Origin of the sequence: Pseudomonas sp. DR 5-09 (assembly GCF_001655595.1) — a bacterium.
GTDB lineage: Bacteria > Pseudomonadota > Gammaproteobacteria > Pseudomonadales > Pseudomonadaceae > Aquipseudomonas > Aquipseudomonas pharyngis.
On record NZ_CP011566.1, the window covers coordinates 3686996 to 3713650 of the forward strand.

General features: G+C 57.0%; 27 protein-coding genes and 2 pseudogenes. 14 read left to right on the forward strand and 15 right to left on the reverse strand.

What is annotated here, in order from left to right:
- Nucleotides 1–76 precede the first annotated feature (76 nt).
- The 7 genes from gspF to gspG are packed head-to-tail and all read right to left on the reverse strand — an operon-like array spanning nucleotide 77 to nucleotide 8139.
- A complete protein-coding gene (gene gspF, locus PDR5_RS16330) occupies nucleotides 77–1288 on the reverse strand; it encodes a type II secretion system inner membrane protein GspF (protein WP_064597157.1) in 1212 nt (403 codons plus the stop codon).
- Nucleotides 1288–2694: a type II secretion system ATPase GspE gene (gene gspE, locus PDR5_RS16335; protein WP_064597159.1), complete on the reverse strand. Its 1407-nt coding sequence runs from the start codon at nucleotides 2692–2694 to the stop codon at nucleotides 1288–1290. The genes gspF and gspE overlap by 1 nt, the downstream gene beginning before the upstream one ends.
- Nucleotides 2691–5042 (reverse strand): type II secretion system secretin GspD, encoded by a 2352-nt coding sequence (gene gspD / locus PDR5_RS16340; protein WP_064597164.1) that lies wholly within the window; start codon nucleotides 5040–5042, stop codon nucleotides 2691–2693. Before gspD ends, gspE begins: the two co-directional genes overlap by 4 nt.
- Entirely contained in the window at nucleotides 5039–5584 is a 546-nt protein-coding gene (gspM, locus tag PDR5_RS16345; RefSeq protein WP_064597166.1) for a type II secretion system protein GspM, read from the reverse strand. Before gspM ends, gspD begins: the two co-directional genes overlap by 4 nt.
- A complete protein-coding gene (gene gspL, locus PDR5_RS16350; RefSeq protein WP_064597168.1) occupies nucleotides 5577–6722 on the reverse strand; it encodes a type II secretion system protein GspL in 1146 nt (381 codons plus the stop codon). Before gspL ends, gspM begins: the two co-directional genes overlap by 8 nt.
- Nucleotides 6719–7672, reverse strand: coding sequence for a type II secretion system minor pseudopilin GspK (gspK, locus tag PDR5_RS16355; RefSeq protein WP_064597170.1), 954 nt, complete (start codon nucleotides 7670–7672; stop codon nucleotides 6719–6721). Before gspK ends, gspL begins: the two co-directional genes overlap by 4 nt.
- Before the next feature lie 8 nt (nucleotides 7673–7680).
- Nucleotides 7681–8139: a type II secretion system major pseudopilin GspG gene (gspG, locus tag PDR5_RS16360; RefSeq protein ID WP_025109838.1), complete on the reverse strand. Its 459-nt coding sequence runs from the start codon at nucleotides 8137–8139 to the stop codon at nucleotides 7681–7683.
- A 146-nt stretch (nucleotides 8140–8285) separates the two neighbouring features.
- On the opposite strand from gspG, the gene gspI reads away from it, so the two are divergent.
- Nucleotides 8286–8666: a type II secretion system minor pseudopilin GspI gene (gspI, locus tag PDR5_RS16365; protein ID WP_064597172.1), complete on the forward strand. Its 381-nt coding sequence runs from the start codon at nucleotides 8286–8288 to the stop codon at nucleotides 8664–8666.
- Nucleotides 8667–8774: 108 nt separating this feature from the next.
- Here gspI and PDR5_RS16370 read toward each other — a convergent pair whose 3' ends face one another.
- On the reverse strand, nucleotides 8775–9080 hold the full coding sequence (locus PDR5_RS16370) for a hypothetical protein (protein WP_064597174.1): 306 nt from the start codon (nucleotides 9078–9080) through the stop codon (nucleotides 8775–8777).
- Between the two features lie 526 nt (nucleotides 9081–9606).
- Between PDR5_RS16370 and PDR5_RS16375 the strand changes: the two genes are divergently transcribed.
- The 3 genes from PDR5_RS16375 (at nucleotide 9607) to PDR5_RS16385 (ending at nucleotide 11156) form a co-directional block, all read left to right on the forward strand.
- Nucleotides 9607–9957: a DUF6124 family protein gene (locus PDR5_RS16375; RefSeq protein WP_064597176.1), complete on the forward strand. Its 351-nt coding sequence runs from the start codon at nucleotides 9607–9609 to the stop codon at nucleotides 9955–9957.
- Nucleotides 9958–10275: 318 nt separating this feature from the next.
- Nucleotides 10276–10749: a hypothetical protein gene (locus PDR5_RS16380; protein WP_064597178.1), complete on the forward strand. Its 474-nt coding sequence runs from the start codon at nucleotides 10276–10278 to the stop codon at nucleotides 10747–10749.
- Nucleotides 10746–11156: a hypothetical protein gene (locus PDR5_RS16385; protein ID WP_064597180.1), complete on the forward strand. Its 411-nt coding sequence runs from the start codon at nucleotides 10746–10748 to the stop codon at nucleotides 11154–11156. The genes PDR5_RS16380 and PDR5_RS16385 overlap by 4 nt, the downstream gene beginning before the upstream one ends.
- A 197-nt stretch (nucleotides 11157–11353) precedes the next feature.
- Here the strand turns inward: PDR5_RS16385 and PDR5_RS16390 are convergent.
- Nucleotides 11354–11739 (reverse strand): annotated as a pseudogene (locus PDR5_RS16390) (DUF6124 family protein).
- Between the two features lie 547 nt (nucleotides 11740–12286).
- Between PDR5_RS16390 and PDR5_RS16395 the strand changes: the two are divergent.
- The 4 genes from PDR5_RS16395 (at nucleotide 12287) to PDR5_RS16405 (ending at nucleotide 15220) form a co-directional block, all read left to right on the forward strand.
- Nucleotides 12287–12769, forward strand: a complete 483-nt coding sequence (locus PDR5_RS16395) for a GNAT family N-acetyltransferase (protein ID WP_064600863.1) — start codon at nucleotides 12287–12289, stop codon at nucleotides 12767–12769.
- A 146-nt stretch (nucleotides 12770–12915) separates the two neighbouring features.
- Nucleotides 12916–13638: a P-loop NTPase fold protein gene (locus tag PDR5_RS29690; RefSeq protein ID WP_156669341.1), complete on the forward strand. Its 723-nt coding sequence runs from the start codon at nucleotides 12916–12918 to the stop codon at nucleotides 13636–13638.
- An 80-nt stretch (nucleotides 13639–13718) separates the two neighbouring features.
- Complete coding sequence (locus tag PDR5_RS16400) at nucleotides 13719–14678, forward strand: hypothetical protein (protein ID WP_156669342.1); 960 nt, start codon at nucleotides 13719–13721, stop codon at nucleotides 14676–14678.
- Between the two features lie 353 nt (nucleotides 14679–15031).
- Entirely contained in the window at nucleotides 15032–15220 is a 189-nt protein-coding gene (locus tag PDR5_RS16405) for a hypothetical protein (RefSeq protein ID WP_064597184.1), read from the forward strand.
- A 111-nt stretch (nucleotides 15221–15331) separates the two neighbouring features.
- On the opposite strand, the gene PDR5_RS16410 is transcribed toward PDR5_RS16405, so the two are convergent.
- Together PDR5_RS16410 and PDR5_RS16415 are read right to left on the reverse strand one after the other, a co-directional pair.
- On the reverse strand, nucleotides 15332–18397 hold the full coding sequence (locus PDR5_RS16410) for an NACHT domain-containing protein (protein ID WP_064597186.1): 3066 nt from the start codon (nucleotides 18395–18397) through the stop codon (nucleotides 15332–15334).
- Nucleotides 18398–18662: 265 nt separating this feature from the next.
- Nucleotides 18663–19094 (reverse strand): type II secretion system protein N, encoded by a 432-nt coding sequence (locus tag PDR5_RS16415; RefSeq protein ID WP_064597188.1) that lies wholly within the window; start codon nucleotides 19092–19094, stop codon nucleotides 18663–18665.
- A 132-nt stretch (nucleotides 19095–19226) separates the two neighbouring features.
- On the opposite strand from PDR5_RS16415, the gene gspH reads away from it, so the two are divergent.
- Nucleotides 19227–19679: a type II secretion system minor pseudopilin GspH gene (gene gspH, locus PDR5_RS16420; RefSeq protein WP_064597190.1), complete on the forward strand. Its 453-nt coding sequence runs from the start codon at nucleotides 19227–19229 to the stop codon at nucleotides 19677–19679.
- The gene (locus tag PDR5_RS16425; protein WP_025109826.1) at nucleotides 19676–20284 is read left to right on the forward strand and encodes a prepilin-type N-terminal cleavage/methylation domain-containing protein; all 609 of its coding nucleotides are present in this window, start codon (nucleotides 19676–19678) and stop codon (nucleotides 20282–20284) included. The genes gspH and PDR5_RS16425 overlap by 4 nt, the downstream gene beginning before the upstream one ends.
- 156 nt (nucleotides 20285–20440) lie before the next feature.
- Here PDR5_RS16425 and PDR5_RS16430 read toward each other — a convergent pair whose 3' ends face one another.
- The 3 genes from PDR5_RS16430 to PDR5_RS16440 are packed head-to-tail and all read right to left on the reverse strand — an operon-like array spanning nucleotide 20441 to nucleotide 22692.
- Nucleotides 20441–21379, reverse strand: coding sequence for a FecR family protein (locus PDR5_RS16430; protein ID WP_064600865.1), 939 nt, complete (start codon nucleotides 21377–21379; stop codon nucleotides 20441–20443).
- Nucleotides 21380–21424: 45 nt separating this feature from the next.
- Complete coding sequence (locus PDR5_RS16435; RefSeq protein ID WP_064597192.1) at nucleotides 21425–21976, reverse strand: RNA polymerase sigma factor; 552 nt, start codon at nucleotides 21974–21976, stop codon at nucleotides 21425–21427.
- Nucleotides 21973–22692: an STN domain-containing protein gene (locus PDR5_RS16440; RefSeq protein ID WP_064597194.1), complete on the reverse strand. Its 720-nt coding sequence runs from the start codon at nucleotides 22690–22692 to the stop codon at nucleotides 21973–21975. The genes PDR5_RS16435 and PDR5_RS16440 overlap by 4 nt, the downstream gene beginning before the upstream one ends.
- 150 nt (nucleotides 22693–22842) lie before the next feature.
- Between PDR5_RS16440 and PDR5_RS16445 the strand changes: the two genes are divergently transcribed.
- Entirely contained in the window at nucleotides 22843–23157 is a 315-nt protein-coding gene (locus PDR5_RS16445; RefSeq protein ID WP_064597196.1) for a hypothetical protein, read from the forward strand.
- A 121-nt stretch (nucleotides 23158–23278) separates the two neighbouring features.
- Here PDR5_RS16445 and PDR5_RS16450 read toward each other — a convergent pair whose 3' ends face one another.
- Complete coding sequence (locus PDR5_RS16450) at nucleotides 23279–23719, reverse strand: carboxymuconolactone decarboxylase family protein (protein ID WP_064597198.1); 441 nt, start codon at nucleotides 23717–23719, stop codon at nucleotides 23279–23281.
- A 311-nt stretch (nucleotides 23720–24030) separates the two neighbouring features.
- On the opposite strand from PDR5_RS16450, the gene pdxR reads away from it, so the two are divergent.
- The 3 genes and pseudogenes from pdxR to PDR5_RS16465 all read left to right on the forward strand — a co-directional run bounded on the left by pdxR (nucleotide 24031) and on the right by PDR5_RS16465 (nucleotide 26530).
- The gene (pdxR, locus tag PDR5_RS16455) at nucleotides 24031–25467 is read left to right on the forward strand and encodes a MocR-like pyridoxine biosynthesis transcription factor PdxR (RefSeq protein ID WP_064597200.1); all 1437 of its coding nucleotides are present in this window, start codon (nucleotides 24031–24033) and stop codon (nucleotides 25465–25467) included.
- 120 nt (nucleotides 25468–25587) lie between these two features.
- A complete protein-coding gene (locus PDR5_RS16460) occupies nucleotides 25588–25881 on the forward strand; it encodes a putative quinol monooxygenase (protein WP_039773274.1) in 294 nt (97 codons plus the stop codon).
- Between the two features lie 229 nt (nucleotides 25882–26110).
- Nucleotides 26111–26530 (forward strand): annotated as a pseudogene (locus tag PDR5_RS16465) (cupin domain-containing protein).
- The last annotated feature ends 125 nt before the right edge of the window (nucleotides 26531–26655 follow it).

Below are 26655 nucleotides of genomic sequence, written 5' to 3' on the forward strand. Positions count from 1 at the left end.
GACAGAAAGGAGAACCCGAGGATGCCGTTTTTCGCGCTCGGGTGAGATCTGGGCGCCGGCAAAAAAGTTGAAAAAACTACTGCACGAGTTGGTTGATCTCGATGATCGGCAACAGCACCGCCATCACGATCACCAGCACCACCCCGCCCATCACCACAATCATCAGCGGCTCAAGCAACGCGGTCATGCCCATCGCCCGGCGCTCGATATCGCGTGACAGGGTCTGCGCAGCGCGTTCAAGCATCGGTGGCAGCGCGCCGGTTTTCTCGCCGCTGGCGATCAGGTGAATCAGCACCGGCGGGAACACGTTTTCCACTTTCAGCGCTGCTGCCAGGTTGACGCCCTCGCGCACCTTGGCAGTGGCCTCATTGACGCTCAGGCTCAGACGATCATTGGACAAGGTCTGCCGCGCCGCTTCCAACGCGCGCAACAACGGCACCCCGGCGCCGCCGAGAATCGCCAGCGTCGAGGCGAACCGCGCGGTGTTCAGCCCCAGCACAAAGCGCCCGATCAGCGGCAGCTTCAGCACCCGATGATGCCAACTCAAACGCGCCGACGGATTGCGCAAATACAGGCGCCAGCTCCAGAACGCACCGGCCATGATCCCGGCGCACAACCAGCCCCACGCGCGGATGAAATCACTGGCATTGAGCATCGCCAAAGTCAGCCCCGGCAGATTCTGCCGCGCCTGGGAAAACGCACTGACCACCTGTGGCACCACATAGCTGAGCAGGAAAATCACAATGCCGATCGACACCAGCCCGACCACACCCGGATAGATGAACGCGGTGAGAATCTTGCCGCGCAGGTTGTTGCGCTCCTCGATGTAATCCGCCAGCCGCTCCATCACCTGCGCCAAATCACCGGACTCCTCGCCCGCCGCAATCAACGCCCGGTAAATCTCCGGAAAATCCCGTGGCCGCGCCGCCAGCGCTTCGGCCAGGCGCATGCCGCTGCGCACATCGGCGCGTACGGCGCTGAGGGTGTGGGCGATGTGTTTTTTCTCGGCCTGTTCGACCGTGGCGCTCAGCGCCGCTTCCAGCGGCAGACTGGCACCCAACAAACTCGAAAGTTGCCGTGTCGCCCACGCCAGATCGTTGTCCGACAGCCTGGCACTGAACATTCCACCGCCGCCATGCTGGGAGACATTGCTTTCCTTCTCCACCGACAACGCCGTCAAGCCACGACCACGCAGCACGCCAAACGCGGCGCCCTGACTCTCCGCTTCCAGATGCCCGGATTCGATCTTGCCGCTGGCATCGGCGGCCTCAAAACGATAGCGATTCATCAGGCGTCCCGTGTCACACGAAGGATTTCTTCCGGCGCCGTGGCACCGCTGCGGATCCAGCGCTCGCCGTCCTCGCGCAGGCTGAACATCCCGGCCTTGCTCGCCGCAGCACGCAACGCCTGCTCCCCTGCCCCTTGGTGAATCAGGGTGCGGATGTCGTCGTCGATGCAGAACAATTCGTGAATGCCGGTGCGGCCGCTGTAACCGGTGTGATTGCACGCCGCACAACCGACCGGGCGCCAAGTGCCGGGCGTCGCCGGATCTTCCTGTTTGCACTGGTTGCACAGGCGCCGCACCAGCCGCTGGGCCAAAACTCCCAACATCGACGAGGCCAGCAGAAACGGCTCGACGCCCATGTCGACCAAGCGGTTGACCGCCGATACCGCGTCGTTGGTGTGCAACGTCGCCAACACCAAGTGACCGGTCAACGAAGCCTGCACCGCGATCTGCGCGGTCTCCAAATCGCGGATCTCGCCGATCATGATGATGTCCGGGTCTTGCCGCAGAATCGCCCGCAAGGCCAGGGCAAACGTCATGTCGATCTTGGCGTTGACCTGAATCTGGCTGATGCCCGGCAAGTCATATTCCACCGGGTCTTCCACGGTGAGGATGTTGCTGGTGCTCGCATCCAGTCGCGCCAGCGCCGCATACAAACTCGTCGTCTTGCCGCTACCGGTCGGGCCGGTGACCAACACGATGCCGTGGGGCTGGCGAATCAGGTGATCGAGTTTGGACAGCACTTGCGCGTCCATGCCCAACGTTTCGAGATGCAGGCGCCCGGCCTGCTTGTCCAGAAGACGCATCACCACTCGCTCGCCATGGCCGGTGGGCACGGTGGAAACACGAATGTCGATTGGCCGCCCCGCTACGCGCAACGCAATCCGGCCGTCCTGCGGCAGGCGTTTTTCGGCGATATCGAGCTGCGCCATGATCTTGATCCGCGATACGAGCGCGCCATGCAACGCTTTGCGTGGCGAGACCACGTCGCGCAGGGTGCCGTCGACCCGGTAGCGCACCACCGAATGGGTTTCGAACGGTTCGATGTGAATGTCGCTGGCCTCGTCCCGCGCCGCTTGGGTGAGCAAGGCGTTGATCATGCGGATCACCGGCGCGCCGTCCTGGGTGTCGAGAAGGTCGGTGATTTCCGGCATGTCCTGCATCAGGCGGTCGAGGTCGACTTCGTTCTCCGCCGCACCGACCACCGCCGCCGCGCTGCCGGTATCGGCATAGGCAGTAGCGAGCAAGCCGTCGAGTTCGTCATCCCGTACCCGCTCAAGCTTCGCTGCGCCGAACTGCCGCCGTACTTCGCTGATCGACCAGCCCGGCGTCGACGGGCACACCGTCAGCACGCCGTCGCGCAGCAGAATCCGCTGCGCCTTGGCCCAGGCGTAAGGCAATGCGCTCATTGCAGCGGCACCGCTTTGATGGTTGCGCGCGGGCCGGACACCGGCGCCGGCACGCCTTGGGCAGTGGCGGGCAATTGCGGCGCCTGCATGTCCGGCATCGCCCAGCTGCGCTCCGGTTGCAGACCGCCTTGGGCGCGGCGCATGAAGTCGTAGCGGTTAAGCGTGATGCTGCGCCCCGCCGCGCTGTCGCGGATGATGTACGGGCGCAGGAACACCATCAGGTTGGTCTTGGTGATCGAGCGGCGCTCGTTGCGAAACAGCGCGCCGATCCCGGGAATGCTCGACAACCAAGGCACCGCGTCGTTGCTCTGGCTGTAGCCGTCCTGCAGCAGACCGCCGAGCACCATGATCTGCCCGTCATCCAGCAGGATGCTGGTGTCGAGCGCCCGTTTGCTGGTGACGATCCCCGCCGAGTTGGCTGCCGCCGAGGCGCGCTCGTCGATGCTGCTGACTTCCTGATAGATGTCGAGCTTCACCGTGCCGCCCTCGGAAATCTGCGGCCGCACATTGAGCTTCAAACCGACCTCTTCACGGGTCACGGTCTGGAACGGGTTGTTGCTGGTGCCCCCGCCGCCAGTGACGTAACTGCCGCTGACAAACGGGATGGTCTGGCCGACGAAAATGCTCGCCGCCTCGTTGTCCAGGGTCAGCAGGTTCGGCGTCGACAGCACGTTGGTGCCGCCCTTGCTCTTCAGGGCCCGGGCCAACACTTTCAGGTCAAGGATCTTGCCGATGCCGGGGATATCGACCGTGCCATTGACGTAGCCGAGGTTCAGGCCTTGCGGCAGCACATCGAGGCTGGTCTTGCCATTGACGTTGATCCCCGAACCACCGAGGTTGGCGCCGCCGATCACACCTTTGCCGCCGAGGTTGCCGGTCTGCCATTGCACGCCGAATTCGCTGGCATCGTCCTCGCCGACTTCGACGATCAGGCTTTCGATCACCACTTGCGCACGGCGCTGGTCGAGCAGATCGATGACTTCGCGCAGGTTGCGGTACAGCGGCTCCGGCGCGGAAATCAGCAAGGTGTTGGTCGTGGCGTCGGCCTGAATGGTCACGCCGCCGGCGCTGAAGGCGACGTTCTGTTCGCTGCTCTGGGCATTGCCGCTGCCGCTGGTGGCGCTGCTGCCCTGAGCGTAACTGCCGCCGGTACTGCCGCTGTTGGTGGTCGACGTGCTGCCGTTGCTTTGCGTGCCGCTCTGGCCGTTCTGCCCACCGCCCGAGTTGGTGGAGCTGCCCATGTTGCTGAGCACCGAGCGCGCATTGTCGCTGGTGCCGCTGTCGCTCTCGCCAGTCAACAAACCGCGCAGTGCCTGGGCCAGTTTGCCGGCCTGAGCATTGCGCAAATACACCACGTGCAGATTGCTCGGGTTGCTCTGGGCGTTGTCGAGTTTGTAGATCAGGTTGCGTGCCAGCTCCGTGCGCTCGGGGCTGCCGGCGCGGATGATGATGGTGTTGGAGCGCGGGTCGCCGATCACCGCGATTTTCTGGGTTGGATCGTTGCCCGGTGCGTCGAGCAGGTCAGCGACCATCGGCGCGATGTCGGCGGCGATGCCGTTCTGGATCTGCACCACGTCGGTGTCGATGGCGCTCGGGGTGTCGATGCCCTGGATCAGTTGCGCGACCCGCGTGAGGTTCTCGGCGTAATCGGTGACGACGATGGTGTTGTTGCCCGGATAGGCGTTGATCGGGTTGTTCGGCGAGACGATCGGGCGCAGCACCGGGATCAGGTTCACCGCGTTCTCGTATTGCAGGCGGAACGTGCGAGTGAGCATGCCGTTGCCGGCCGGTTTGTCGGCGCTGTAGATCGGCCCGCCGAGCAACTTGGCATCGGCCTCCGGCACCACCTGCGCCACGCCGCCCACGTCCACCACGCTGAAACCCTGCATGCGCAGCGCCGCCAGCAACATGTCGTAAGCCTGATGCGCCGGCACCTGGCCTTCGGAGACCAGCGTCAGGTTGCCCTTTACCCGAGGATCGACCAGAAACTGCTGACCGGTGGAACGCGACAACGCCCGCACCACCGCTTGAATATCCGCATCGACGAAATTCAGCGTCACCGGTTGATCGCCCAACGGATTGATCGGCAACGTCGTGCCACGCGCCGAGCCGCCGCTACGAGCGCGCTCGGTGATGTTGTGCAACTGCTTTGGCGCGGGTCTGACCTGAGCCTGCGCCCGCTCGCGGTCGAGCACCGCGTCGCCACTGCGCTGGGTGTTGGCCAGCGGCCGGCCGAGTTCGCTGTCCACCAGCAGCGGCGGTTGATTCGGTGGTGTGGTGTTGCTGCACGCGCTCAATGCCATCAACAGCATCGGCAACGCCATGCGTTTGGATCCTGACCCCTTCATGAAGCTTCCTTAGCGCCCAGCGCCTGATCCATGCGTACGGTGCCCGACAGAGTGCCGGCGGTGTCATCGGTCGCGGCGTCGTCTGCGCGTTGCAGACGGGCCTCGACCACTTGCAGTGAAAAATTCCGCGGTTGGCTCAGCAGCCAGTCGAGCACGGCGTCGGCCGGTGCCGCGTCGAAGGTCAACTGCCAGCCGGCGGACGCGGCAGCCAATTGGTAATGGCCGCCCAGTCCGCTGGCCTGCAAGGTCTGTTGCAGCGACTGCTCCAGGTTCTGCCCGTCCGGGCGCACGCTGACGTCGCGCAACAGCACTTCCAGCGCTTCGGCCTGGGCGCGCAATTTCGGGGTTTCGACTTGCGCTGCGGCGATCTTCTTCAACGGCGGCTGAATCAACGCCACCCACACAAACAGCCCCAGCAACAGCGCCGCCATGCCGCCGACCATGCGTTTTTCCCGCACGGCCAACGGCTGCCAACGGGCCTTCAACTGAGCATTGAAGCGCTGCCAACCGGCGCGGTATTTCGCAAGCGAGGGGCTATTCATCTTCGGCTCCGCTGCTGTCGTCGTTGTCGGTGGCAGCGGTCGCCTCGCCGGCCGGGCGCAAGACCCAGCCGTCGTCATTCGGGCTGATGCTGATGCCGGCCTGGGCCAGCGTGTCTTGCCAGTCCTTGTCGTTGCCCGAACGCCGCGCCTCGGGCAACAGACTCAGTTGCAACGCACCGTCGACAAACTCCAGCCGCTGCACCGTCCCGGCCATGGACGGCATCCCAATCCCAGCCTGCGACACCAGCCGCGTGAAATCCTGTCCCGGCGCATCCACCGCGCCTTGCTGGCGCGCCGCGATTTGCTGACGCGCCTGTTGCAGCGGATTGAGGATCACCGGCAACTCGGGGAACGCCTGCTTCACCCGCTGCGCCATCTGCGCCTTGAGCTGCTGGCCCTGCCCGGCCTCGCGAGCGGCGTACAAGTTCAAACCGATCACCCACACCGCCAACGCCAACGCACAGCAACCGAGCGCCCTGCCCCAACCGCGATGTTCGGTGCCCGGTTGCTGAATGCCGCCGTGCAGGCCCCAATTCGGCAACGGGCCGGCGCTTCGCTGTGTATCGGCCAATTTTGATTGCATCGCTTCAGGCGCGCCGTCACCGATCCAGTGCGCCGGCAGACCGGTTTCCAGCAGCCAAGCTTCGTCGATCATCGGCTGCACCTGCGCCGCATTCGGGCCGTGGCGCAGCAACAGATGCTCGTCATGCAGGCAGCCAACACCGCCGGCCATCACCGGCAAACTGTAGGCCGCCGGGTACAGGCCTTTGAGGTTCAGGCCGAATTGCCCGAGGTGCTGCAACTCCTTGCGTGCTACCCAGGCGATCTGCACCTGGCCGCTTTCATTGCGAGCGCTGTGGGCGATGTGCATCTCGGCGCTGTCACCGAGCATCAAGGCCTGCGCCGCACATTGCACAGCGGCGGCGGTTTTGCTCGCGGGCAGCGGCGGCAAATCGATACTCGCCAACAGGCTGTCCGACGGGTGCAGAAAGCACACCAGCGGTTGCTTCGGCAGTGCACCGAGCCGCACACGTTCCTGGCGTGTGACCTGCCCCTGACGATCCAGCCACGCACAATCCACTTCACTGTCGAGACTCAGCTCCGCCAGCGGTGGCAGACTCACGCGCAACGGGCTCATACGCCCACCCGCGACCAGATCACTTGCGGCAACCGATCCTGGCTGCGATGCAACAACGCATCGAGGCTGACCCGCCGCTGATCCCGCCGCGCCTGCCCGCGCAGCCGGAACCAGTCGCTGGTGATGCCGACCTTTACGCTGGTGATCTCCAGTTGCGGCAAGCGCAGGCGATTGACGAAATCCCCGCGATTGATAAACCAGCGCCCGGCGTCACGCTCATTGATCAACGCCTGCGCTCGCTCCAGCGACAGCCCCGGCACATAAGCCGCCAGCACCGGCGCCGTGGCGGTGTTGCCGTTGAGCCACGTGGTCGCTGGAATCACCGTCAGGTACGGCGCCATTTTCGCCAACAGCGCATCGTTGACCCCGTCGACACTGCGCAAATCGTCAAGCGTGCGCAGCATTGGCAAGGTCGGCGGTTGCGGTTTGCGCGAAGCGGACGGCGACGTCGCGCGCCCGCTGTCGAACGTATTTTTCGCAACAGGCTTGTCCACCACTTGGGCATTCAACAGGTGCGGATAAGAGCCGATCACCCGCTGAGTGATGCGCCGGCTCAAGCCGCTGCTGACACCGATCAACTCGCACAAGCGCTCGAACGCCTGCACCTGCGCATCATCGATCCGCTCGTTGGCCACCAGATTGCGCAGGTTGAACTTGGCCTGCTCGTCCTCCAGCCACCCCTCGAAACCCTGAGTGTTCAACCGCTGCGCCCACGGTTGATCGAGTCGGGTCAGCGGATCGCGCTGCCGCGCATCCCACAACAATTGCCGACTGATCTCCAACCCGCCGTGCAACACCCAACGGCCTTGCACGCGCAGTTGTTCGGCCTCCAGCGCACGGGTCGAAACGCTCTGGCGCGTCAGCATGCCGGCAGCGATCACCGCGACCACCGCCGCAATCAGCAGCGCACTGATGATCGCCATCCCCTGCTGGTTCGATTGGCTGTTCATGACCGGCCTTACAACTGCCAGGAACCGATGTCGGCATTCACGCCGTCGCCGTCAGGCTGGCCATCGGCGCCGAGGGAAAAGATGTCGATCTCGCCGTTGGCACCGGGATTGAGGTACTGATAAGGACGACCCCACGGGTCATTCGGCAGGCGCTCCAGGTACGAGCGCCAGTTGCTGTTCTTCGCATCGGCCGGCCGCTCCACCAGCACCTTCAAGCCCTGGCTCTGGCTCGGGTAAGTGCCGTGATCGAGGCGATACAGCTTCAGCGCCTGCATCAACCCGCCAATGTCCTGCTTCGCCGCCGTGGCCCGCGCCTGATCCGGCCGGTCCAGCACCTTGGGCACCACCATCGCCGCCAGAATCCCGAGAATCACCACCACCACCATGATCTCGATCAGCGTGAAACCCTGCTGCCCACGGGGCATCCGGCTCGGTCGATTGGGCTGTTTGAATTGCGCGATATCCATCTCGTCATTCCCTGGCTTGATTCGATTCGACGCGCAGTGTTGCAAGAAGATATGTCAGGGATGTTGAAAATCCTCGGGTGTTTTCGTCGTCAAGCCGTCAAGCACGGGCGTTAGCGTCAAGGGCTGCCCGACTGCCCGAGCCCCCGATGCGCACCCCCTCCCCGCAAGCCGGATTCACCCTGATTGAAGTACTCGTCGCGCTGGCGATCATCGCCGTCGCCATGTCCGCCGCTGTTCGTGTGGCGGGGTTGATGACGCAGAGCAGCGGGATCTTGCGGGATCGCTCGATTGCGATGATTGCGGCGCAGAGTCGGATGGCGGAGTTGCGGCTGGAGGGGCGGTTTCCGATGGGGGTCAAGGCAGTGGAGTGCGATCAAGGGAGGTTGTTGTTGCGGTGTGAGCAGGTGATTGGGGGGGCGGAGAATGGGCGGATGCTGAAGGTTGGTGTGCAAGTCTTTGACCGCAACCGGGAAGCGCCGCCGCTGGCGAGGCTTGAAACACTGCTCAGCCGCCCGGATACCCCATGACACCCTCCGGAGCAGCAGCGAGTTGATCCGGAATTGAGAGCGGCACCAACGTGCTCGCCGCCCTCAAAAAACTGCCGGACCCTCACTCAAAATCACCAAATTTTCAATCTACTTGACGGTAAAGGTTCTGACCGCCGACACAGCTCCAGCACCATACAAAGCCTTCGCCGTGACCCTGTGTGCACCTACACTCAGTCCTTTCATCTGAAACATCCAATTGCCCACAGAGTCAACGGACGCCAGACCACTCGACATAGCACCGTCAAACACTTCTACTCGCTGCATTTTTTCCGCCTGACCGACGATTATTACGCTGGTCTCGGTGGTGGTACCACCATTTGGAATTTCCTTACCGCTGGGATCCCTAAGAGAAACGATGGAGGGAATGGTGGCATCTTGCTTGGATGTAGACATATCAGTCACTCCTTTAGTGAATGGGTACGACGGAGTGATTAAGCAGTCAATAGCGGAAACAGTCACCTGTCAGATCTGACAGGTATTTAGAGGTTTACGACCAACGGTCGTTCCCCCGTGCGAAGTACCCTCAGCACGAATAACTTCGGTCTGCCTGGAAACCCGTTTAACCCTTTCCTGAACTCCGTTTAAAGACACCCACCGTTACTTCCTCAAGGCTACAACGCCTTGCGTCATTGCCTACGACTACGCCAGAATCCGCCGGCTTGTGCGTCTGGGGGGCGGGTCTTATCGTTTCCGGGTCACTGAAAAACAGTGATCGGGTTTGGTAGCCCGCACATGAGTTCTGCACAGCATCACCATTCGTGGCGTCGTTTCGTCTCGGCTTTATGGTGGTCATGCACAGGGCACCTTCGGGTGCGCCGGGTTCCTCATGTGCCGGTCTACCAACCTGAGCATGGCCGCCACCTTCGTTTGGTAGCGAAATTGGATGGCCTCCCTTTTTGAAGCATGAGGAGTTACATCTATGTTCAAACCAACACCCAATCCCCCTGAAACCGATCCGGTTTCCCCCTACAAATTCCCCGACTCCCGAACCCTGAACGAAGCCGCCGAACGCGCCCTCGACCACTACCTCACCCCACAACAACGCATCATGGGCAGCCACCACAAACACGACCCCATGTACCTGGCCAACCCGGCCTACAACACCGAATCCCTGCTGGCCAACGCCAGCGAATCACTGGGATCGGCCAGCGAAATGCTCAACAACTTCGCTGCCACGCTGGAGCCTGCTCATCGCAAGACTGCGATCGGGATTGCGCAGTTGGTGATGTTGAGTGAGTTGGCGTTGGATCATGTTGAGGTGAAGGCGTAAGCGGTTGAAAGCTGTAGCTCAACAGCCGGAAAGAAAATGGCCGAGGTTGTCAGGTGTGACTGACGACCTCGGCCAAATGAGCATTTCTATTTCTTGCGGCACATCTCGACGTCATCCTGAGTCTTCAAGTCTGTGTCGATTCCCAAGCGATACCTGCAGTAATCAATAATCCACCCCCGCTCCTCTGCTGTCAGGCGCTCTACCCCCTCTATTTTCCAGCGACTGAATTACCGCAAATGGCCAGGATGTCTATGCTGTCGACTTCCCTGATCGAAAAATCGTTTGTCGATGCCGTTATACGAAGCAATGGAGTGCGAGATGAAAATCATCGCTTTTTTGGCAATCTATCTCGCCGGCGGGGTTGCCCTTTTTCCCCTCCTCGACCTCTTTCGTCCGGTAGGCATTTCTCTCGACCATTTCTATTCGGAGTTTTACCTAAGCTCCGGCGCTGATGTGGCGCAACGTCTAAGCCTGACCTTCATCTACGCAAGCGTGTTTCACCTGGGGTGGGCTGCTCTGTTTTCTGAATCTGCGAAATGCTGGATGTATACGACCAACATCAAAGACCTTTGCTATCTCGCCTTACGGTGTTTGAGTGCTTTTTGCATTAGCCTAATGACGCTTGGACTGGTCGGGAAAAGCGCGCAGAAAGTGCCCTCTACAGAATTTCATCAATATTTTCATTTTCTGGTTATCTGCATGCTCGTGGGCGCTTGGGCGTGGGAGCTCAAGAATTTTTTGATAGCGGTCAATTATTACGCCGCAAGAAAAATCAGGGGAACGGCTAAATGAAGGCCCCGATGCTCCTCATCGCCATTTGTTGCATGGGCACAAGCGCTGCGTGCGCTGATGTCTCGCAAGCGGCAAACGACAAAAACGGGTCAGCAGGCATCACCGTCGGTGAGCGCTTGGTGGCGGCCAGATCCAAGTTGATCAAACAAGGATGGAAACCAACCCGGATGCACACCCGCGATGGCTATGAATACAGTGGTGTCGAGCGCGAGCTGGCTGCTCGCAACTTCCTGGAGCTCGATGTCTGCTCTTTCGATAGCTCGCGCTGCATCTTGTTCTATTCAAAGAAAGGCGCCTGCTTGCGTGTCGACACCATGGGAGAGCAACTCAAAGACATGATGGTTACGCGATGGACCGATGAATGTCCGGATACGCCTTCAGAGCCAAATAGCGGCGACGCGGGTTAAGCAACAAAAAGGGGATCGATTGAAATGAATCGATCCCCTTTTTCCACTGACGGCTAGGCGTCAGAAACAGCGCATGTGCCATCGCCCTCTCTGCCAGCCCAGCTCCCACAAATTTCAGCACCCTACACAATATCTGTGATCAACATAAATTCCGTGGGAGCGGGCTTGCTCGCGAAGGCGCCAAAATTGACACCCGTTTAATCAGCAGGTGACCCCGAGGTCTGCCTCACCGGCAATTGCAAATTATCCAACGCCCGATTCACCGCCAACTCCCCGAGCATGATCAACTGCGCAATCCCCACCAACGCCCGACGCTGCGAAGCCGGCACCAGACTGGCGATGTTCTGGGCAATGGTTTGGGCCGATGCGAGTGTTTCACTGGCATCAATCAGCAGTTCTTCGTTTTTGTTGTCCGCCGTCACGGCATACATCCCGCGGGTTCTGCGTGGAGGCGGCGTGGAGCCGGGCGGACAGAGGTAATGGTCGAGCGCGCGGTCGGCGGCTTCGTGGAGTTTTCTGGAATCGATGGATTCGTAGGGGGAAACCGAGTCGGTTTCGGCGGGTTGGGTGTTGGTTTGATCATGGTGAAGCTCCATTTTTATACCTAGTGGAACCACCAACACCTGTCGCTAAACAAGTAAGGGTGGCAGCTGTACGCGGGTTAGCGAACCGAGAGGTATAAGACCCGGCAGACCCGAAGGTCTCCCACGCACAGCCACCATATCGTCATCGCAAAAATCTGCGACAAACGGGAGCGTCGTTGAACTTATACCTGGTCGGGTCGCTAAACCCGGTCGCTGGGTTGCCAGCGACACGTAGACGATAAAGACCAGGTACAAAGCGCACAAGCCGGCGGATTCTGGCGTAGCTGTAGGCAACGGCGCAAGGATATGTAGCCTGAGAGAGTGTCTGGAGATGTTTTTTTAAACGTTGGTGTTTATCGGAATTCTCATTGCGTCTCGGATCCCACGACAGACACGTCCCCTTGCCCCAACAAACACAAGCGTCCTGCGAACACATCCCTCTGAAGCTGATAGGGAGCCATCGCCTCCATTGAACCGAAGCAGTAGTGGTTATGCGGAATCTGTTCTCTGCATAATGACTGACCGGCCATGTTTAGGGTGCTTGTCATGCCAGCCTCCGCTGATCAAAACTCCGCTGTCGTTTTATGCGCGGCTTCCAATAACGACCTGGAAGATCTGGTAGCCATCAGGATTGAGGCCATGCGCGAGAGCCTTGAACGGCTTGGACGATTTAACCCAGATCGTGCGCGCGAACGATTTGTTGCTGGGTTCGACGTTCACAGCACTCGCCGCATAGAAGTATCAGGTGATCTGGTCGGTTTTGTCGTAATCAAAGATCACCAGAGCGAGCTTTTGCTTGACCACTTGTATGTGATACCCAGTGCTCAAGGAGCAGGAATCGGCTCTGAAGTTCTTACTCAGATTTTCAGAGAGGCTGATGAGATCGGGCGTCCCATCAAGGTCGGTGCTCTCAAGGAAAGCGCTTCAAATCGTTTTTACACTCGCCATGGCTTCGTGTTCGTCGAAAGCGGTGAATTCGATAATTATTATGTCCGGGCTAACGGTAATGCCGTTAATTTGGGCGACTAGGCAGATCTTGATACAAAACAAAGAAAACAAAGGGGACTAATCTATTTTATGGAAAATAAATCTGTCCCTTTTTTTTCATCACTGGATAGCTTGTAATATTGGGTGCGGATTTGCACCTTCATAAAAGGACTTGTAGAGAGGTTCCAATGTCCATAGCTAAAGTTGAAAAGGCGTTGTGTAGCTTTGCTGCTCAAAAAACTGGTACAGCGATTGTACTCAAAGGTGAATGGGGTACAGGAAAAACACATTTTTGGAGCAGAGTTGTAAAATCCAGCTTCACCTCTTTTTCCAGACCCAAATATTCTTATGTTTCATTATTCGGCCTAAACTCATTAAATGATCTTAAACGCTCCATTTTCGAAAACACTGTTGAATGTGCCAAGGCCGGTGAGCTTGTCTCTAAGGAATCGGTATTTGATAATTTAAAAAAGTTAGATTTAAGTGATGCAACAACTGGCCTACGAAAAATATTAAAATTTGGAAAAGAGGCGAAAGTTCCGTTTGTCGGCAGTTTTGGTGGCGTAATCGACTCAATTCAATATGCGCTGACTGGAGATACAATCATATGCATTGACGACTTTGAGCGTCGAGGGAGTGGACTATCTTCTCGCGACGTACTTGGATTGATATCGAGATTAGTTGACTCAAAAAACTGCTCGATCATTCTAATATTAAATGATGGATCGCTAGACAAAGGCGATGAGTTTTTTTCTTTTAGTGAAAAAGTTTTTGATTACGAAGTAACCTTCGCCCCTTCCGAACAAGAATCAGTGAACCTTGTTTTTGACACAACAGGAGAAAATCGTAAGTCGGCAATCGAGAATGCAGTAAAATTAAAAATCAACAACATACGATTACTAAAAAAATAGATTTTTTTGCAACCATTCTTGATAGCGCATTAATAGACACTCACTCTAAGATAATTCAGCAGGCGCAGAGCACCTTAACCTTGGCGGTTTTTTCTGTGTACGGCGGGGAAAAATGCAAAGTCGATATTGATTTTATTTTAGCTCACCAAGGAAGCCTCGCTTCATACATGCCAGATAACACTGATATTTCGACGGAGGAATTAGAACTAAAGCAAATCACTCGAGAAAAAAGCTCTTACCTAGATGAATATGGCTTCGGAAGTTGCGATGCGTTTGATGTAGCCATAATTGATTTTGTTAGGAAGGGGTATGCAGATGAAGATTCTTTAAAGTTACTTATCGAAGGATTAGAGAAAAAGATAAAGCATGATGCAGATATCGCCCTTCTACAGAAGGCCTGGGATTTATTCCATGCTTCCTTTTCCAACAATGATTCTAAAGTACTAGCTGCATTTGAATTAACGATTTCCAGAGCCCTTCAGCACTTTAATATAAATGATCTTGATTCTGTGACATCAATATATTACGAACTAGGACAGGAAACATTCATAAATTCAGTTGCCGACAAATACTTTACCGAAGTATTTCCCACATTAGGCATCAGAGAAAAATATGATATTTTTCATTGGCCACGCAACGAATATTTATCATTAAAACTAGACCAGTATTTTGAAAGCTTAGCCATCAAGGGTAGTTTGAGCGAACTTATTTGTGCCGTAATGGAAGGTTCCGGCTTTCCTGATGGTGATCTTAGAAGAGGAATCGCTCAGGCGACCGATGACGAATTTTATAATTACTTTGCTCAACTTAACAGCAAAGAATTCACGCGACATGCAAGGGCACTACTTAAGTGCGGAGAGGTTCAATCTCATGATGGCGACGCCACGAATGATTACCAAGTCATCTTTATGAAATCCTATAGTGCTCTATTAAAGCTTTCAGAGCTCACACCGATTAATGCAATTCGTATGAATAAATTTAGAGTATATTCCGACACCTACACCAAACACACGAACACGTTCAAGAATGAACAACAATAAGGAACAAATGGGACTGATCTATTTTCTCGAAATAAATCAGTCCCCTTTTCACAGAAGATGGGGTTGTTAGGCCTGAGCCTCATGACCTTCCGGTGCGATATCGAGTAAATCTCCACGCACCCATCATCACCTGCAAAACGCTCGATACTTGCTTTCGGAAAGACATGCTGATTGATCGTGAGTTTGTGAGGGTTGCCTGGCTGGGTGGACTCGTATTTCAAATCCATGTCCTCTGTTCTAAACCTCTTAGCGGGCCAACACCGCTACTATCGACGCCATATGGATTAAAGCGCGTCATGGCTGACTCGGCATAGCTTGAACTGCGCAAACGTCAGCTCAGCTAAGGGGGGGGGATGAAGAAGGATGGGAAGGCTGTCAGCTTGCTGAAAAAAGGCTCAAGCATCGCCGATGCCAGCGTCGCTAATGTGGTATCCGCGATCTTCGGCGGCACTTTGTCCGGGCTACCAGGCTCAGCGGCCGGAACCGCGGCTGTTAAAGCCTGCGAGATCGTCATTGAAAACATTGCTGACCGGATGCTGTAGACGCGAGAGCAACATAAGGTAGGCGACGTTGCAACACTGACCATCGACGAATACAAAGGGGAATGATCTATTTTCTGGAAAATAAATCAGTCCCCTTTTCCCCAAATTAAACTACCTGTCTAGTTTTAGCCATCGCTCTTCTAAACGGGCCAGGGCGGAGACGCCTTCGCCCAACCCGACCGCCAACTTAAAATCAGAGGGCCACACTCCGGTTACAACAGCCCTACTCCCTTCTAAGTTTCGCACATACAACAGCTTTCCATGATTTGTTAAAAGTTTCGAAAAAGTTTCCGATATTTCTGGACGAGTAATACTTAACCCAATATTTAAACTTCTAATCATCGCAATATCTTTAATATAATCACGCGCAGCAGTTATGATTTTTTTTGCGGCCATAATCGCCACGACCGTTAACGTGAGCCAAAATACAGATTTCAATATCAACCCTAAAATCTCGTATTTTGAAAGATACTTATCCAAGTAATAGATCAACAACAGCATCAATCCAATTATCCCAGACATCAAAGGAAGAACCACCAAGCCAGTACGATTGAAAAGCTCTTTAAATAAATCATTCGAAACCTTAACAACCAGCACCCAATCAAGCAGCATTAACCCTAAAGCTATATATAAAGCAGCTAGCCACGAATTATACCCTTCGCACTCCCCGTAAGTGCATAACAGATCAATGGTTTCGCTTGAATTGCTATAAAGCAGAATTAGACTTATTCCAACTAGGGCGCAACAACCTAACAATCTAAATATTGTAACTAGCGCATCAAAAAAACCTTTATTGGCAAGTATCTTGGGGGAGACCAGAGTTTGTATTTTTCTTCCTGAGCTCACTCGCTCGCCAAATATTGAGCGAATTGAATTTTTTGCTCCCAAACCACGGATCGTTCCACTGAGTATGACTGCATAGACCAAACTTGCAAGTACTAGTTTTGGTATGGCAACCATAATCACTGCAGCTACGAAGATCGATAATTTTATATTCATCAAGCGTATGCGCGCATCTCTATAAACATTTCTCAAGGCATCGGACAAAGATAAACTAAGTAGAATGCTTTTACGATTTGACCAGAAATTAGTATCTGGAATAGTAAGCACATAACTTGAAATGCTTTCCTCCAAGTTCTTCTCCATCTTCGGCAAGTGACGGCAAGATCTAAAAGCCGTTTCTTGAAGCCATCCATCCACTCCCACTATCGCCACAGATAAAATTGGAGCTGCCTTGGATGCTGAAAGCAGACCAGTAGCCTCAAGGCAGATTTTTGCTAGTATTATACTATCCCCTTGACTTACATGCTCCATTACGAAATCACTGAGCTCGTCCTCAAATGGCAGAATTACACTTCTTCTTGAGCAAAAAGCGTCAATTAAAAACCTAAGGCAATGAATTGCACGTATCCTTAGATCAACATGATTAAAATTCTCCTGAATCTCCCTCCAGCAGAGATTAGCAATTCTCTTGGCCTCACCTTCTTCGCACAATTGAGCATACAAAACCAATGCGTCACGGCCACGAGAGTCCGTGGGGATATGCGAAACTGGAACTTCAGCAGGATTTAACAACAGCCTAACTGTAACGAAGTACTCTAAAAATCTTCGGTGAACAAATGCAAACGACTTATCATCACCTCGAGTCACCCTCGCGATTCGCGCGTAATCCAGTATCTCAAGAACAGCATCTACTTTACTTGATTTGAAATGATCGCTAATTACTTTAACTGGCGCTTCGAGACCGAATGCGGAGGAACTAAATACAAACCACGCAACCTCTGTAGATACATCCAAAACTTCTTGCGCTGATACTCCGGCATTTTTAAGTCGGGAGGAGCAGCTATCTAGCCTATTCCGTATGTACCCCTCATAAATCTGAGCTTGGCTTGATGGTAACTCTTGTTTTACTTTGACCCATGCTCCAAGCAACGCCATTATAAATGGATTGCGAGCCAACGGAATTAAATCTAAACGATCTCTAAACAAAACAAGTCTGAGACGATCATTAAATTGTGGATATCGACTGAGCGCTTCCGAAATGCTCGACTCCGAGAGAGGTCGTATTTCCAAAACTTTCTGAGCCAAAAAAGACTGCGTTGGACGCCTAAATACTCGTGAGGATAGAACGCCTCGAGATGCAGGGTGGCTTGAAATAAACCTAGAGATAACGCTTGATAACGAGTTAATTACTTCTGAGTCCTCATCAGCGTCCAAAAGTTCAGATATCTCATCAAATGAATCGAAAATGAAGAATAAGCGACCAGACCTCCATAATGGTCTGAAATACATATCTACGAACTCCTCTGTAAATACGTCTCCGCGTCGCTTCACGTTTTCAATGACGAACTCCTCAAGATTTTTAAGATCAAATCGGGTGTGATTAACTCCATTTGGCTCAGCAGGCACCCATTCGCGCAAATTTATATATATTGGGACCCTGTTGGTTTTTGCCGCCTCCGAAAGCATATCTCTTGCAAGCTTTCTAAGTGCGACGCTTTTGCCAGAGCCAGGTACTCCTAGTATTAGAAATGATTGTGATTTTCTGTCTTTTCTTATTGCTTCCTGAAGATTAACAATTTTTCTTCTGGACGCCGTGCCACTCGCCGACAGAACTTCGACCTCTGCCTGCAATTCGGTGTAGTATTCAGGACTCCAGTTACTAGCGCGGTCAATTGTGATCAGATCCTGATTCAATGCTGAACAGAAACTTTCTAGTTTTTTTTGAAAACTCTCCTCGGGAAAATCTTTTTCTAGCGGCGTAGGGTGCCCTCCACTTATGCTTCTATCGCGCATAAAATAGTTGACGACAAAAATAACGCCAAACACGAAAGCCAGAACGTAAAATGATGGCTGGCCATTTAGTCGTATACTCCGAATCCAAATAGGAACGCCGGATGTTTGAGGTGATTCCCATATAGCCGATAACATTATGTTGACAGTTTCTGACCAGGCGCCCCACGAAGTAACCAGTCCAAGTGAGCCTAAAATGCAGAGTGTACGAATTTTGTTAGCGCCATAGCCAGCGGGCATTACCAAAGGACGCAACATGTAAACTAATATGCATATTAATGCAGACAAAAATACAGCTATGGGACCAGAGGCATACAAAGCAGTGCATACCACAACGGTCGCGATAAGTAAAATCAAGATTACAAATTTATGGTTGGCTGACATTTTCGAATCCATTCGGAATCTAGGAGATATTGTTTTTGGCAAGATGCCACTATACCTCTAGCCGCTCCTATAAGTAATGCTTACCGAGATATGCATCCACACCTGCTCGCGTGCATGTGTCGCTTGGACTGAACGTCGACTATTGGCCGAAAGCGGATATTCACGACACGCTTCCTTCAGTTGGTCGAAAGCAGTCAAGTACGTCCCCTGCGATCCAGTCCCCACCACCCGACTGAGACGCCAAAATAACTGCATCCCCTAAAAATCACGGCCTAACCAACCGAGGCATCTCCACCCCCTCCCCCAACCTCTCCACCCCAAACCGCACCCTCTCCCCACCCTGCTCAATCACCACCCCATCCCCCTCCACCGCCACCAACTTCACCCCAGGACTCACCCGTTCCCCCTGCAAAAAGCTCCTCGGCGGTCCGTCGTTCAGGCTAAGTATCGCCACCGCCCCGCGACTCCCCGCCATCACCCCGCTGACCTTGATCTCCACCGGCGCCGTGCGGTTGGAAAACCACTGCAACGCCGGGTTATCGCTACGCGCCGCAAGCAGTTGCGGGGCGGCGGCCGGGGTGTGGGATTCGGCGGTGGTCAGGAGCAGGGATGACCAGGTGGCGATGCCGATCAGGGCGGCCAGCAGTGCGGCGGCCTGGGTGATTTGGGGGGGTGAAAAGCGTGCGGTGTATCTCATGGGCTGAATCTCCTTTTAGTCCCGGTGACCAGACTACGCGGCAATTCTCACGGTTTTATTTCACACGCCTTACATGTTGGCCGTGCAGGATGGTTTTTTGGACGGGGCTGGACGCAAGGGAGTGCACAATCGATGAACCGATGCAGTCAGCAGGGTTTTACGCTGATCGAGTTGATGGTGGTGCTGGTGATCATCGGCATCGCCAGTGCGGCGATCAGTCTGAGTATCAAGCCCGATCCGTTGCAGTTGCTGCGTAAGGACGCCGAGCGCGTGGCGCAGTTGCTGCAGATTGCCCAGGCTGAGGCCCGCGCCGATGGCCGGCCGATTGCGTGGTTGAGTGATGGCAAGGGGTTTCGGTTCAGTCGGCGCAGTGACAGTGGCAAGGGGTTTGATCATTTCGATCGGGACCCGCAGTTGCGGCCGCGTCCCTGGCAGAGTCCGAAGCTGGAAGTGCGGGTGGAGCCGAAGCAGAAAGTGGTGCTCAACGCGGAGTGGATCAATCCGCCGCTGCAGTTGACGCTGTCTGACGGGTTCAATCGGTTGAGTGTGCTGCGCGATGCTTCGGGCCGGATCAGCGTGCAATGAACAGACAACAAGGTTTTACGCTGATCGAAGTGATGGTCGCGATTCTGTTGATGGCGGTGGTCAGTCTGATTGCCTGGAAGGGGCTGGACAGTGTCACCCGCGCCGACAGCCATTTGCAGGCCAGTGGTGAGCAGAGCGACAGCCTGTTGCGGGCGTTGAATCAGATGCAGCGGGATGTGGAGATGCGCGCCGGGATCGAGCTGACGGAGCCGAAGAAGGTCGGCACTGAGGATGAGCCGGCGACGGCGCCGCCTGCCGTTACGGTGCGTAGCAGTGACAGCAAGGGGTTTCGGCTGGACATTATTCGTAGCGCGGCGGATCAGCCGGGGGCTTTGCAGCGGGTGCGCTGGTGGCTCAAGGGGGACACGTTGTATCGCGCGGTGGCGCCGGCGCGCAGTCGCTATCCGTTGCCGGCGCCTACGGCTGGGGTGGCGGTTTTGGGTGAGGTGAGTGATTTGCAGGTGCGGGTTTGGGAGATGGATAAGGGGTGGCGGCAGTTGAGCGGGAATCGGAGGGAGGATCCGTTGGGGTTGGAGGTGCGGTTGACTCGGGAGACGGCGCAAGGGGTGGAGAAGTATCGGCAGGTGATGGGGCCGTTGGAGTAAGCCGAAGCACTGAGGTTTGTGTGGGAGCGGGCTTGCTCGCGAAGGGGGCAGAACATTCAACATATCATTGGCTGATCCACCGCTTTCGCGAGCAAGTCGAATCGTCGCACCGCCGCTCCCACAGGGTTCCGTGGTGTTTTTGGGTGTTGCGTTGGGTTAGCTGAGAACTACGACGCCACCCGGCAACTCGGTGCATTTGACGCCGTAGGCGTCGCGGATCAACGCGCCTACCCCGGCCAGTTGGTCGAGGGAGAAACGCGCCTGCACGCGGCGCTGGCCGAGTTCGCGGTTGAGCAGCAGCAACATGCCTGGGCGGTAGCGGTTGATCTCGTCGATCATCTGGCTCAGCGTCGCGCCGTTGAACACCAGCACCTGCTGACGCCAGTTCATCACCGCTGCGGTGTCGACGCTTTGCACGGTGCCAACCTGTTGCGCGTCATAGGTCAGTTGCTGGCCCGGTTCCAGGCGCAGGCTACGACCTTCAACTTCCACTTCTACTGCGCCATCGAGGCACGTCACGCAAACCTGTTGATCAAGGTTGCGCAGGTTGAACCGCGCCCTGCTCGCCCGCAGCCAACCGCCACCGGCCTGCATCGCCATGGGCAGCCGTGCGGTCTGCACTTCGACTTCACCGCTGACCAGTTCAAAGCCTTGCACGCCCTCATCCACCGAGCGTTGGTTGATGCGGGTCTGGGTATTCAGTTCCAGGCTCAAACCATCGGCCGGTTCGACGCGACGTTGCTGGCCGACCTCGGTGATGTAATCCGCGCCAAGGCCTGAGAATCCGCCCGGGATCGTGCCGCGCACCAGCAGGAATGCGGCCGACGCGGCAATCGCGCCGCCAAGAAAGGCCCGACGTCCAAACCGGCGTGGCGCCTGCGTCGCTTCCGCCGCCGGTTGCAGCAGGTGCCACAACGCTTTGCACTCTTCGAAGGCGCGGGCGTGTTCGGGGCTTTGCGCGCACCACTGGCGCAGCGCTCGGGCGTCGGCGACCGTGGCGCGGCCGGAGGTCAGCAGGATCAGCCAGTCGCGGGCTTCGCTTTGCAGACGCTCGGCAGGCGTGGGCTCGGCAGGTGTCAGACGGAAGATGTTCAAACGCACAGGTACTCGACGGGTTGATCGGGACACTCAATCGGAGCTTCATTCACTAGACGGTTTTCCGGCCCCGCGACCGAACCGCTGAAACACTTTTCTTTCCAGTTTGGCCGCGCAGTGTCCGAGGGCGGCCTTGATTTCCTTCTCGACCATGCGCGTGGAGATGCCGAAACGCTGGGAGATTTCCAGGTGCGGCGCTTCTTCCAGCCGTGCGGCGATGAAGATCCGGCGGCGCCGGGCCGGCAGCTCGTAGAGGGCGCTGAGCAGGGACTGGATTTCCTTTTGGCCGCCCACGACGCGCATCGGGTCCAGCGCTTCGTCGCTGACTTGCAGCAGTTCTTCGACTTCGCTGCCGGTGAGCAGCCGCGCATCGGCCTGGCGGCGGTCGGCGGCGATGTTCAGGGCCATGCGATAGAGGTAGGCGTTGGGGCGCAGCAGGTTAGGCGGCGTTTCCATGCGGTCGACCCGCAGGTAGGTTTCGTGCAGCACGTCGTTGGCCAGGTCCTCCGAGCCGAGACGGCGTCGCAGGCGCACCCGAAAGTCCTCGTAGGACGTCAGGAACAACTGGACCATCGAACTTTGTCCGGCGTCTTTCATCCCCCGGAAACTCCTTCCCATTGTGTGCATTCCATGCGCTTTCCTGACGATTCGGGTAACAACAGCAACGTGACTGGCTGGCGCAGTGCGCCGGGTGTGGGCCGGTCGATTTTGAGCGTGTGAAAACTGTCTACCAGCGCTGCATCGCGCCGAACATCGCCGGTCGAGGTGACCAACCGGTTGTGCTGCACCACGCCGTCGCGGCCGATCCACAGCTGCAACACCGCGCGAAAACTGCCGGGCCGGGTCAGCGGCGAACGGCACAGGTTGCGTTCAATCGCGGCCTGCACCGCCGTGGCGTAACTACGGTTGACCGCTGCGCTGGCGGGGGTCGGTTTCTCCGCCGGCATCGGCACGTCCTCGACTTGCGCCACTTGCAAGGTGAACGCGTCGTCGCGGCTGTACTTGGCCATCAAGCCGCTGCCGCCGAGCATCCGGCGCAACGCTTCGGCGGCGGTGAATTCGCCATCCACCGCCAGCGAGCGCCGACCGCGACTCAACTGGCTGTCGACCAGCACCGCCATGCCGGTGGCGCGGCTGAACTGTTCGAGGGCGCGGGCCAGTTCCTGGGCCGGGATGTGCAGCGTCATGCGCATCGATGCCGGCATCGGGTCGGCGCCGGCGCGGCTCAGAAACAAGCCAAGCAGCAGCCCCAGACAGAGCTGGCGCACGAGCGCTGAGCGCGCAAATTCGTCCCTGGCACGGCCTCGCTGCACGGCTGATGCACCCCTGAAAACCGTCATCCTGAGGGCTGTTTATGAATCTGGTGTGACGGCCACTGCAAAAAAACCATCACGGGATCGTTGCCGCCGTTGCACTAGACTCTGGAGCTAGAGCGGCCCCTTCGGGTCGGCCAGGAGGCAGGCATGAAATCAGTCTGGAAAGTCGTCTTCGGAGGGTTGTTGCTGACGGTGTTGGGCGGTGCGCACGCGGAGCAGCCGCTGGGCTGCGTCGAGGTGACGGTGGCTGGCTACAAGGCGCCGAATTACGACTGCCTGAGCCAGCAGATGGGTAATAACCCCGACGGCGCGGCGGCTGCGCAGAAGAATCAGGAAGCGATGAATGTACCGGTCAACAAGCGCCCGCCGAATCAGGTGGGGCTGGCGACGCCGGCGGCCACGAGTACGCGGATGGGCAATACGTTTGGCACGTCGGTGAAACCGCAGCGGCCGCCGAACTAACTTCGTAGATCGTTCCCACGCTCTGCGTGGGAATGCAGCCCGTGACGCTCCGCGTCACTGGACGCGGAGCGTCCCTAGAGGCATTCCCACGCGGAGCGTGGGAACGATCGAGGTCTGGAGTTCAGTCGCTAGGAATCTGGCGGAAGCTCACCGCCAGACGATTCCAGCTGTTGATGGTACTGACGGCCATGGTCAGGTCCACCAGTTCCGTCTCGTTGAACTGTTCCCGCGCCTGCTGGTAAACATCGTCAGGCACCCGGCTATCCGCCAGCAGCGTCACCGCTTCGGTCCAGGCCAGCGCCGCCCGCTCGCGCAGGTTGAAGAAGCCGCTGTCGCGCCAGACCGCGATGGCGTACAAGCGTCGATCCGTCTCCCCGGCCCGTCGCGCCTCAACCGAATGCATGTCGGTGCAGAACGCGCAGCCGTTGAGTTGCGAGGCGCGGATCTTGATCAGGTGCAGCAGCGGCGGTTCGATGCTCAGGCTGCTGGTCAGCGCTTCCAGGGCAATCATCGCTTTCATGGCTTTGGGCGATGCACAGTAGTAATCCAGACGCGGGGACATGGGCGGGCCTCGGGCAGCAGAAGAGTGATTTCACGGTAGGCGCTGGTTGGGCAACGTTACAGCCCCAATTTCTCGAAAAAACGGCAGACCACTGAACCCACGCCAAACACGACACCTGTGGGAGCTGGCTTGCCAGCGATGGGGCAATCACATTCAACATAGATGTCAGCAGATACACCGCTATCGCTGGCAAGCCAGCTCCCACAGGGCCCTATGCCAATTTGGGGGATTTTCACTACTCAACTTCTGTCGATACTGCATTCGGGAGTAATCTGGCCGGCACACTCAACCGCCCAGAGAGCCCCGTCAGTATGGAACTGCATGTCGTGATCAACGGCCGCAAGGACCTGGCCGGTCAGTTGTACCAGCAACTGCGCGGCGCCATTGAATCCGGGCGTCTGGCCGCCGGCACCCAGTTGCCGCCCAGCCGTTTGCTCGCCGAGCAACTGGGGATCTCGCGCAAGACCATTTCCGACACCTACGCGCAGCTCACTTACGAGAATTTCCTCACCGGCGTGATCGGCAAAGGCACTTACGTCAACGCGCGCCCGGCGACCATCGAGCGCAAGCAAAATCACAGTGACCTGGCGAGCGCCGAAGTGATCGAGAGCTGGCGCAATCTGCCGGTGTTCCTGCGCCACCCGACGCTCGAGGGCTCGCTGCGCTACGACTTCATCGGCGGCGCCACCAGCAAGGGCCAGTTTCCCCAGGATGACTGGCGCCGCTGCGTCGCTCATGCGCTGCGGCAGATGGTCAATGCCAAAGGTTTCTACAGCGTGCCGGAAGGCCTGCCGGCGCTGCGCAATGCGATTGCCCGGCACATCGCGTTTTCCCGTGGTGTGAACTGTCAGGACGAGGACATCGTGGTCTGCAACGGCGCGCAGCAGGCGCTGGATTTGATCACCCGGGTGTTGATCCGCCCCGGCAGTCTGGTGGCGATGGAAGATCCCGGCTACCCGCCGGCGCGGCTGCTGTTCGGCACTCACGGGGCGACGGTGGTCGGCGTGCCGGTGGATGCCGAGGGCATTCAGGTCGAGCGGATTCCCGAGGGCACGCGGCTGATTTACGTGACGCCGTCGCACCAATTCCCGCTGGGCATGCCGATGAGCCAGGCGCGGCGCGAAGCCCTGCTCGAACGGGCTTATGAACTCGGCGCGATCATCATCGAGGACGACTATGACAGCGAATTCCGCTACGAGGGCCGGCCGACCGATTCGCTGCACAAGCTCGATCAGCGCGGCATCGTCGCCTACGTCGGCACCTTCTCGAAAACCCTGCTGCCGGAGCTGCGGCTCGGCTACGCGATCCTGCCGCCGGCGATTCTCGAGGCGGTGATTCGCGCCAAGCAGCTCACCGATCTGCACGCCTCTACCCTGCCCCAATGGGCGCTTGCCAAGTTCATCGCCGAAGGCTGTCTGCTCAAGCACATCCGCCGCTGCCATACCATTTATGCCCAGCGTCGCGAGCGGATTCTGGCGCGCATGGCCACCGACCTTTCGCCGTGGCTGGAAGCCGTGCCGCCCAGCGCGGGGTTTCATATGGCGGTGTTCTGCAAGGTGCCGATCGATTTGCCGCTGGTGATCGAACTGGCGAAAAAAGTCGAAGTCGGGCTGTACGCCATCGATGGCTTCTATTACCAGCAGCCGGCCAGAAGCGGGATGTACTTCGGTTTCGGCGCCATCGAGACGCTGGACATCGACATCGCGCTCGACCGCCTGCGCGACATACTGCAACAGGTCGTTGGTTAAATTGGCCTAAACGATTAACCGCCGATTGGTTATTGGTGATCCGGGGGGGCAGGCCTATCCTGCACAAGCGTTATCCCTCAATGAGCAGGATTCGTCCGGCCTGATTCAGGAGTGTGAGCAATGTCCAACGAAGTGATCAACACCGTACAGGTGCAGGCTGCCGCCGGCCGATCGGAGGAGCTGGGCAAGCAGTTGCAGAAGATCGTCGAAACCCTGCGCCAGACGCCGGGCTGCGATTCCTACATGGTCGACCGCTGCCCCGAGGACAGCCACCGCTGGACCGTCAGCGCCCGCTGGCAGTCGGAAGCGGCGATGCAGGCGCATTTCAATCGCCCGGAAGCCCAGGGCTTCATCGACCTGATCGACAGTCGTCTGGCCAATAGCGTGGATTTCAACTCTTTTCCAATCGTTTGACTTACTGACGCCATCGCTGGCAAGCCAGCTCCCACAAGGTTTTGTATCGTTCACAAATCATATGAACGACACAAAAACCTGTGGGAGCTGGCTTGCCAGCGATGGCGTATTTGAATGCGCTGAAATCCCCCAGATTGGTCACCCGAACTTCCCGAACATTGGCCGTTTGAATACCCCGGCACGCGGACTACTGTGATCACCGACTCCCCCACTTCATCAGGTGATCACCATGAAAATCCTGCACTTGCTTGCCGCCCCGCTCGCCGCTCTGGCCCTCACCATCAGCGCTTCGGCACTGGCCCACGGTACCGATTCCCCGTCCGAGAAAATCTCGGTGCTGCAGGACCAGATGCTGAAAAACGTCCCGGGCAAAAAAGCCATGATGATCGAAGTCGATTACAAACCCGGCCAGTCCTCGATCGCCCACAAACACGACGGCACCGCCATGGCCTACGTGCTCGAAGGCGAGATCGTTTCCCAGGTCAAAGGTGAGTAACCGATCACCTACAAGAAAGGCCAGTACTGGTACGAGCCGGCCGGTTCCGAGCATTTGATCTCGAAAAATGCCAGCAAGAGCAAACCGGCCAAGTTGCTGGTGTTCATGGTGCTCTCGCCGGACGAGCAAGTGCTGATCCCATTGAAAAACTGATGGTTGTTTAACCAGCCATAAATGAAAGGCGGAAATTTCTGATTTGCACCTTTTTTATTTCACGCGGCAATTAATCAAAAATCCTTACAACCAATAAAACTATGACATGACAGTCATTCAGCAAA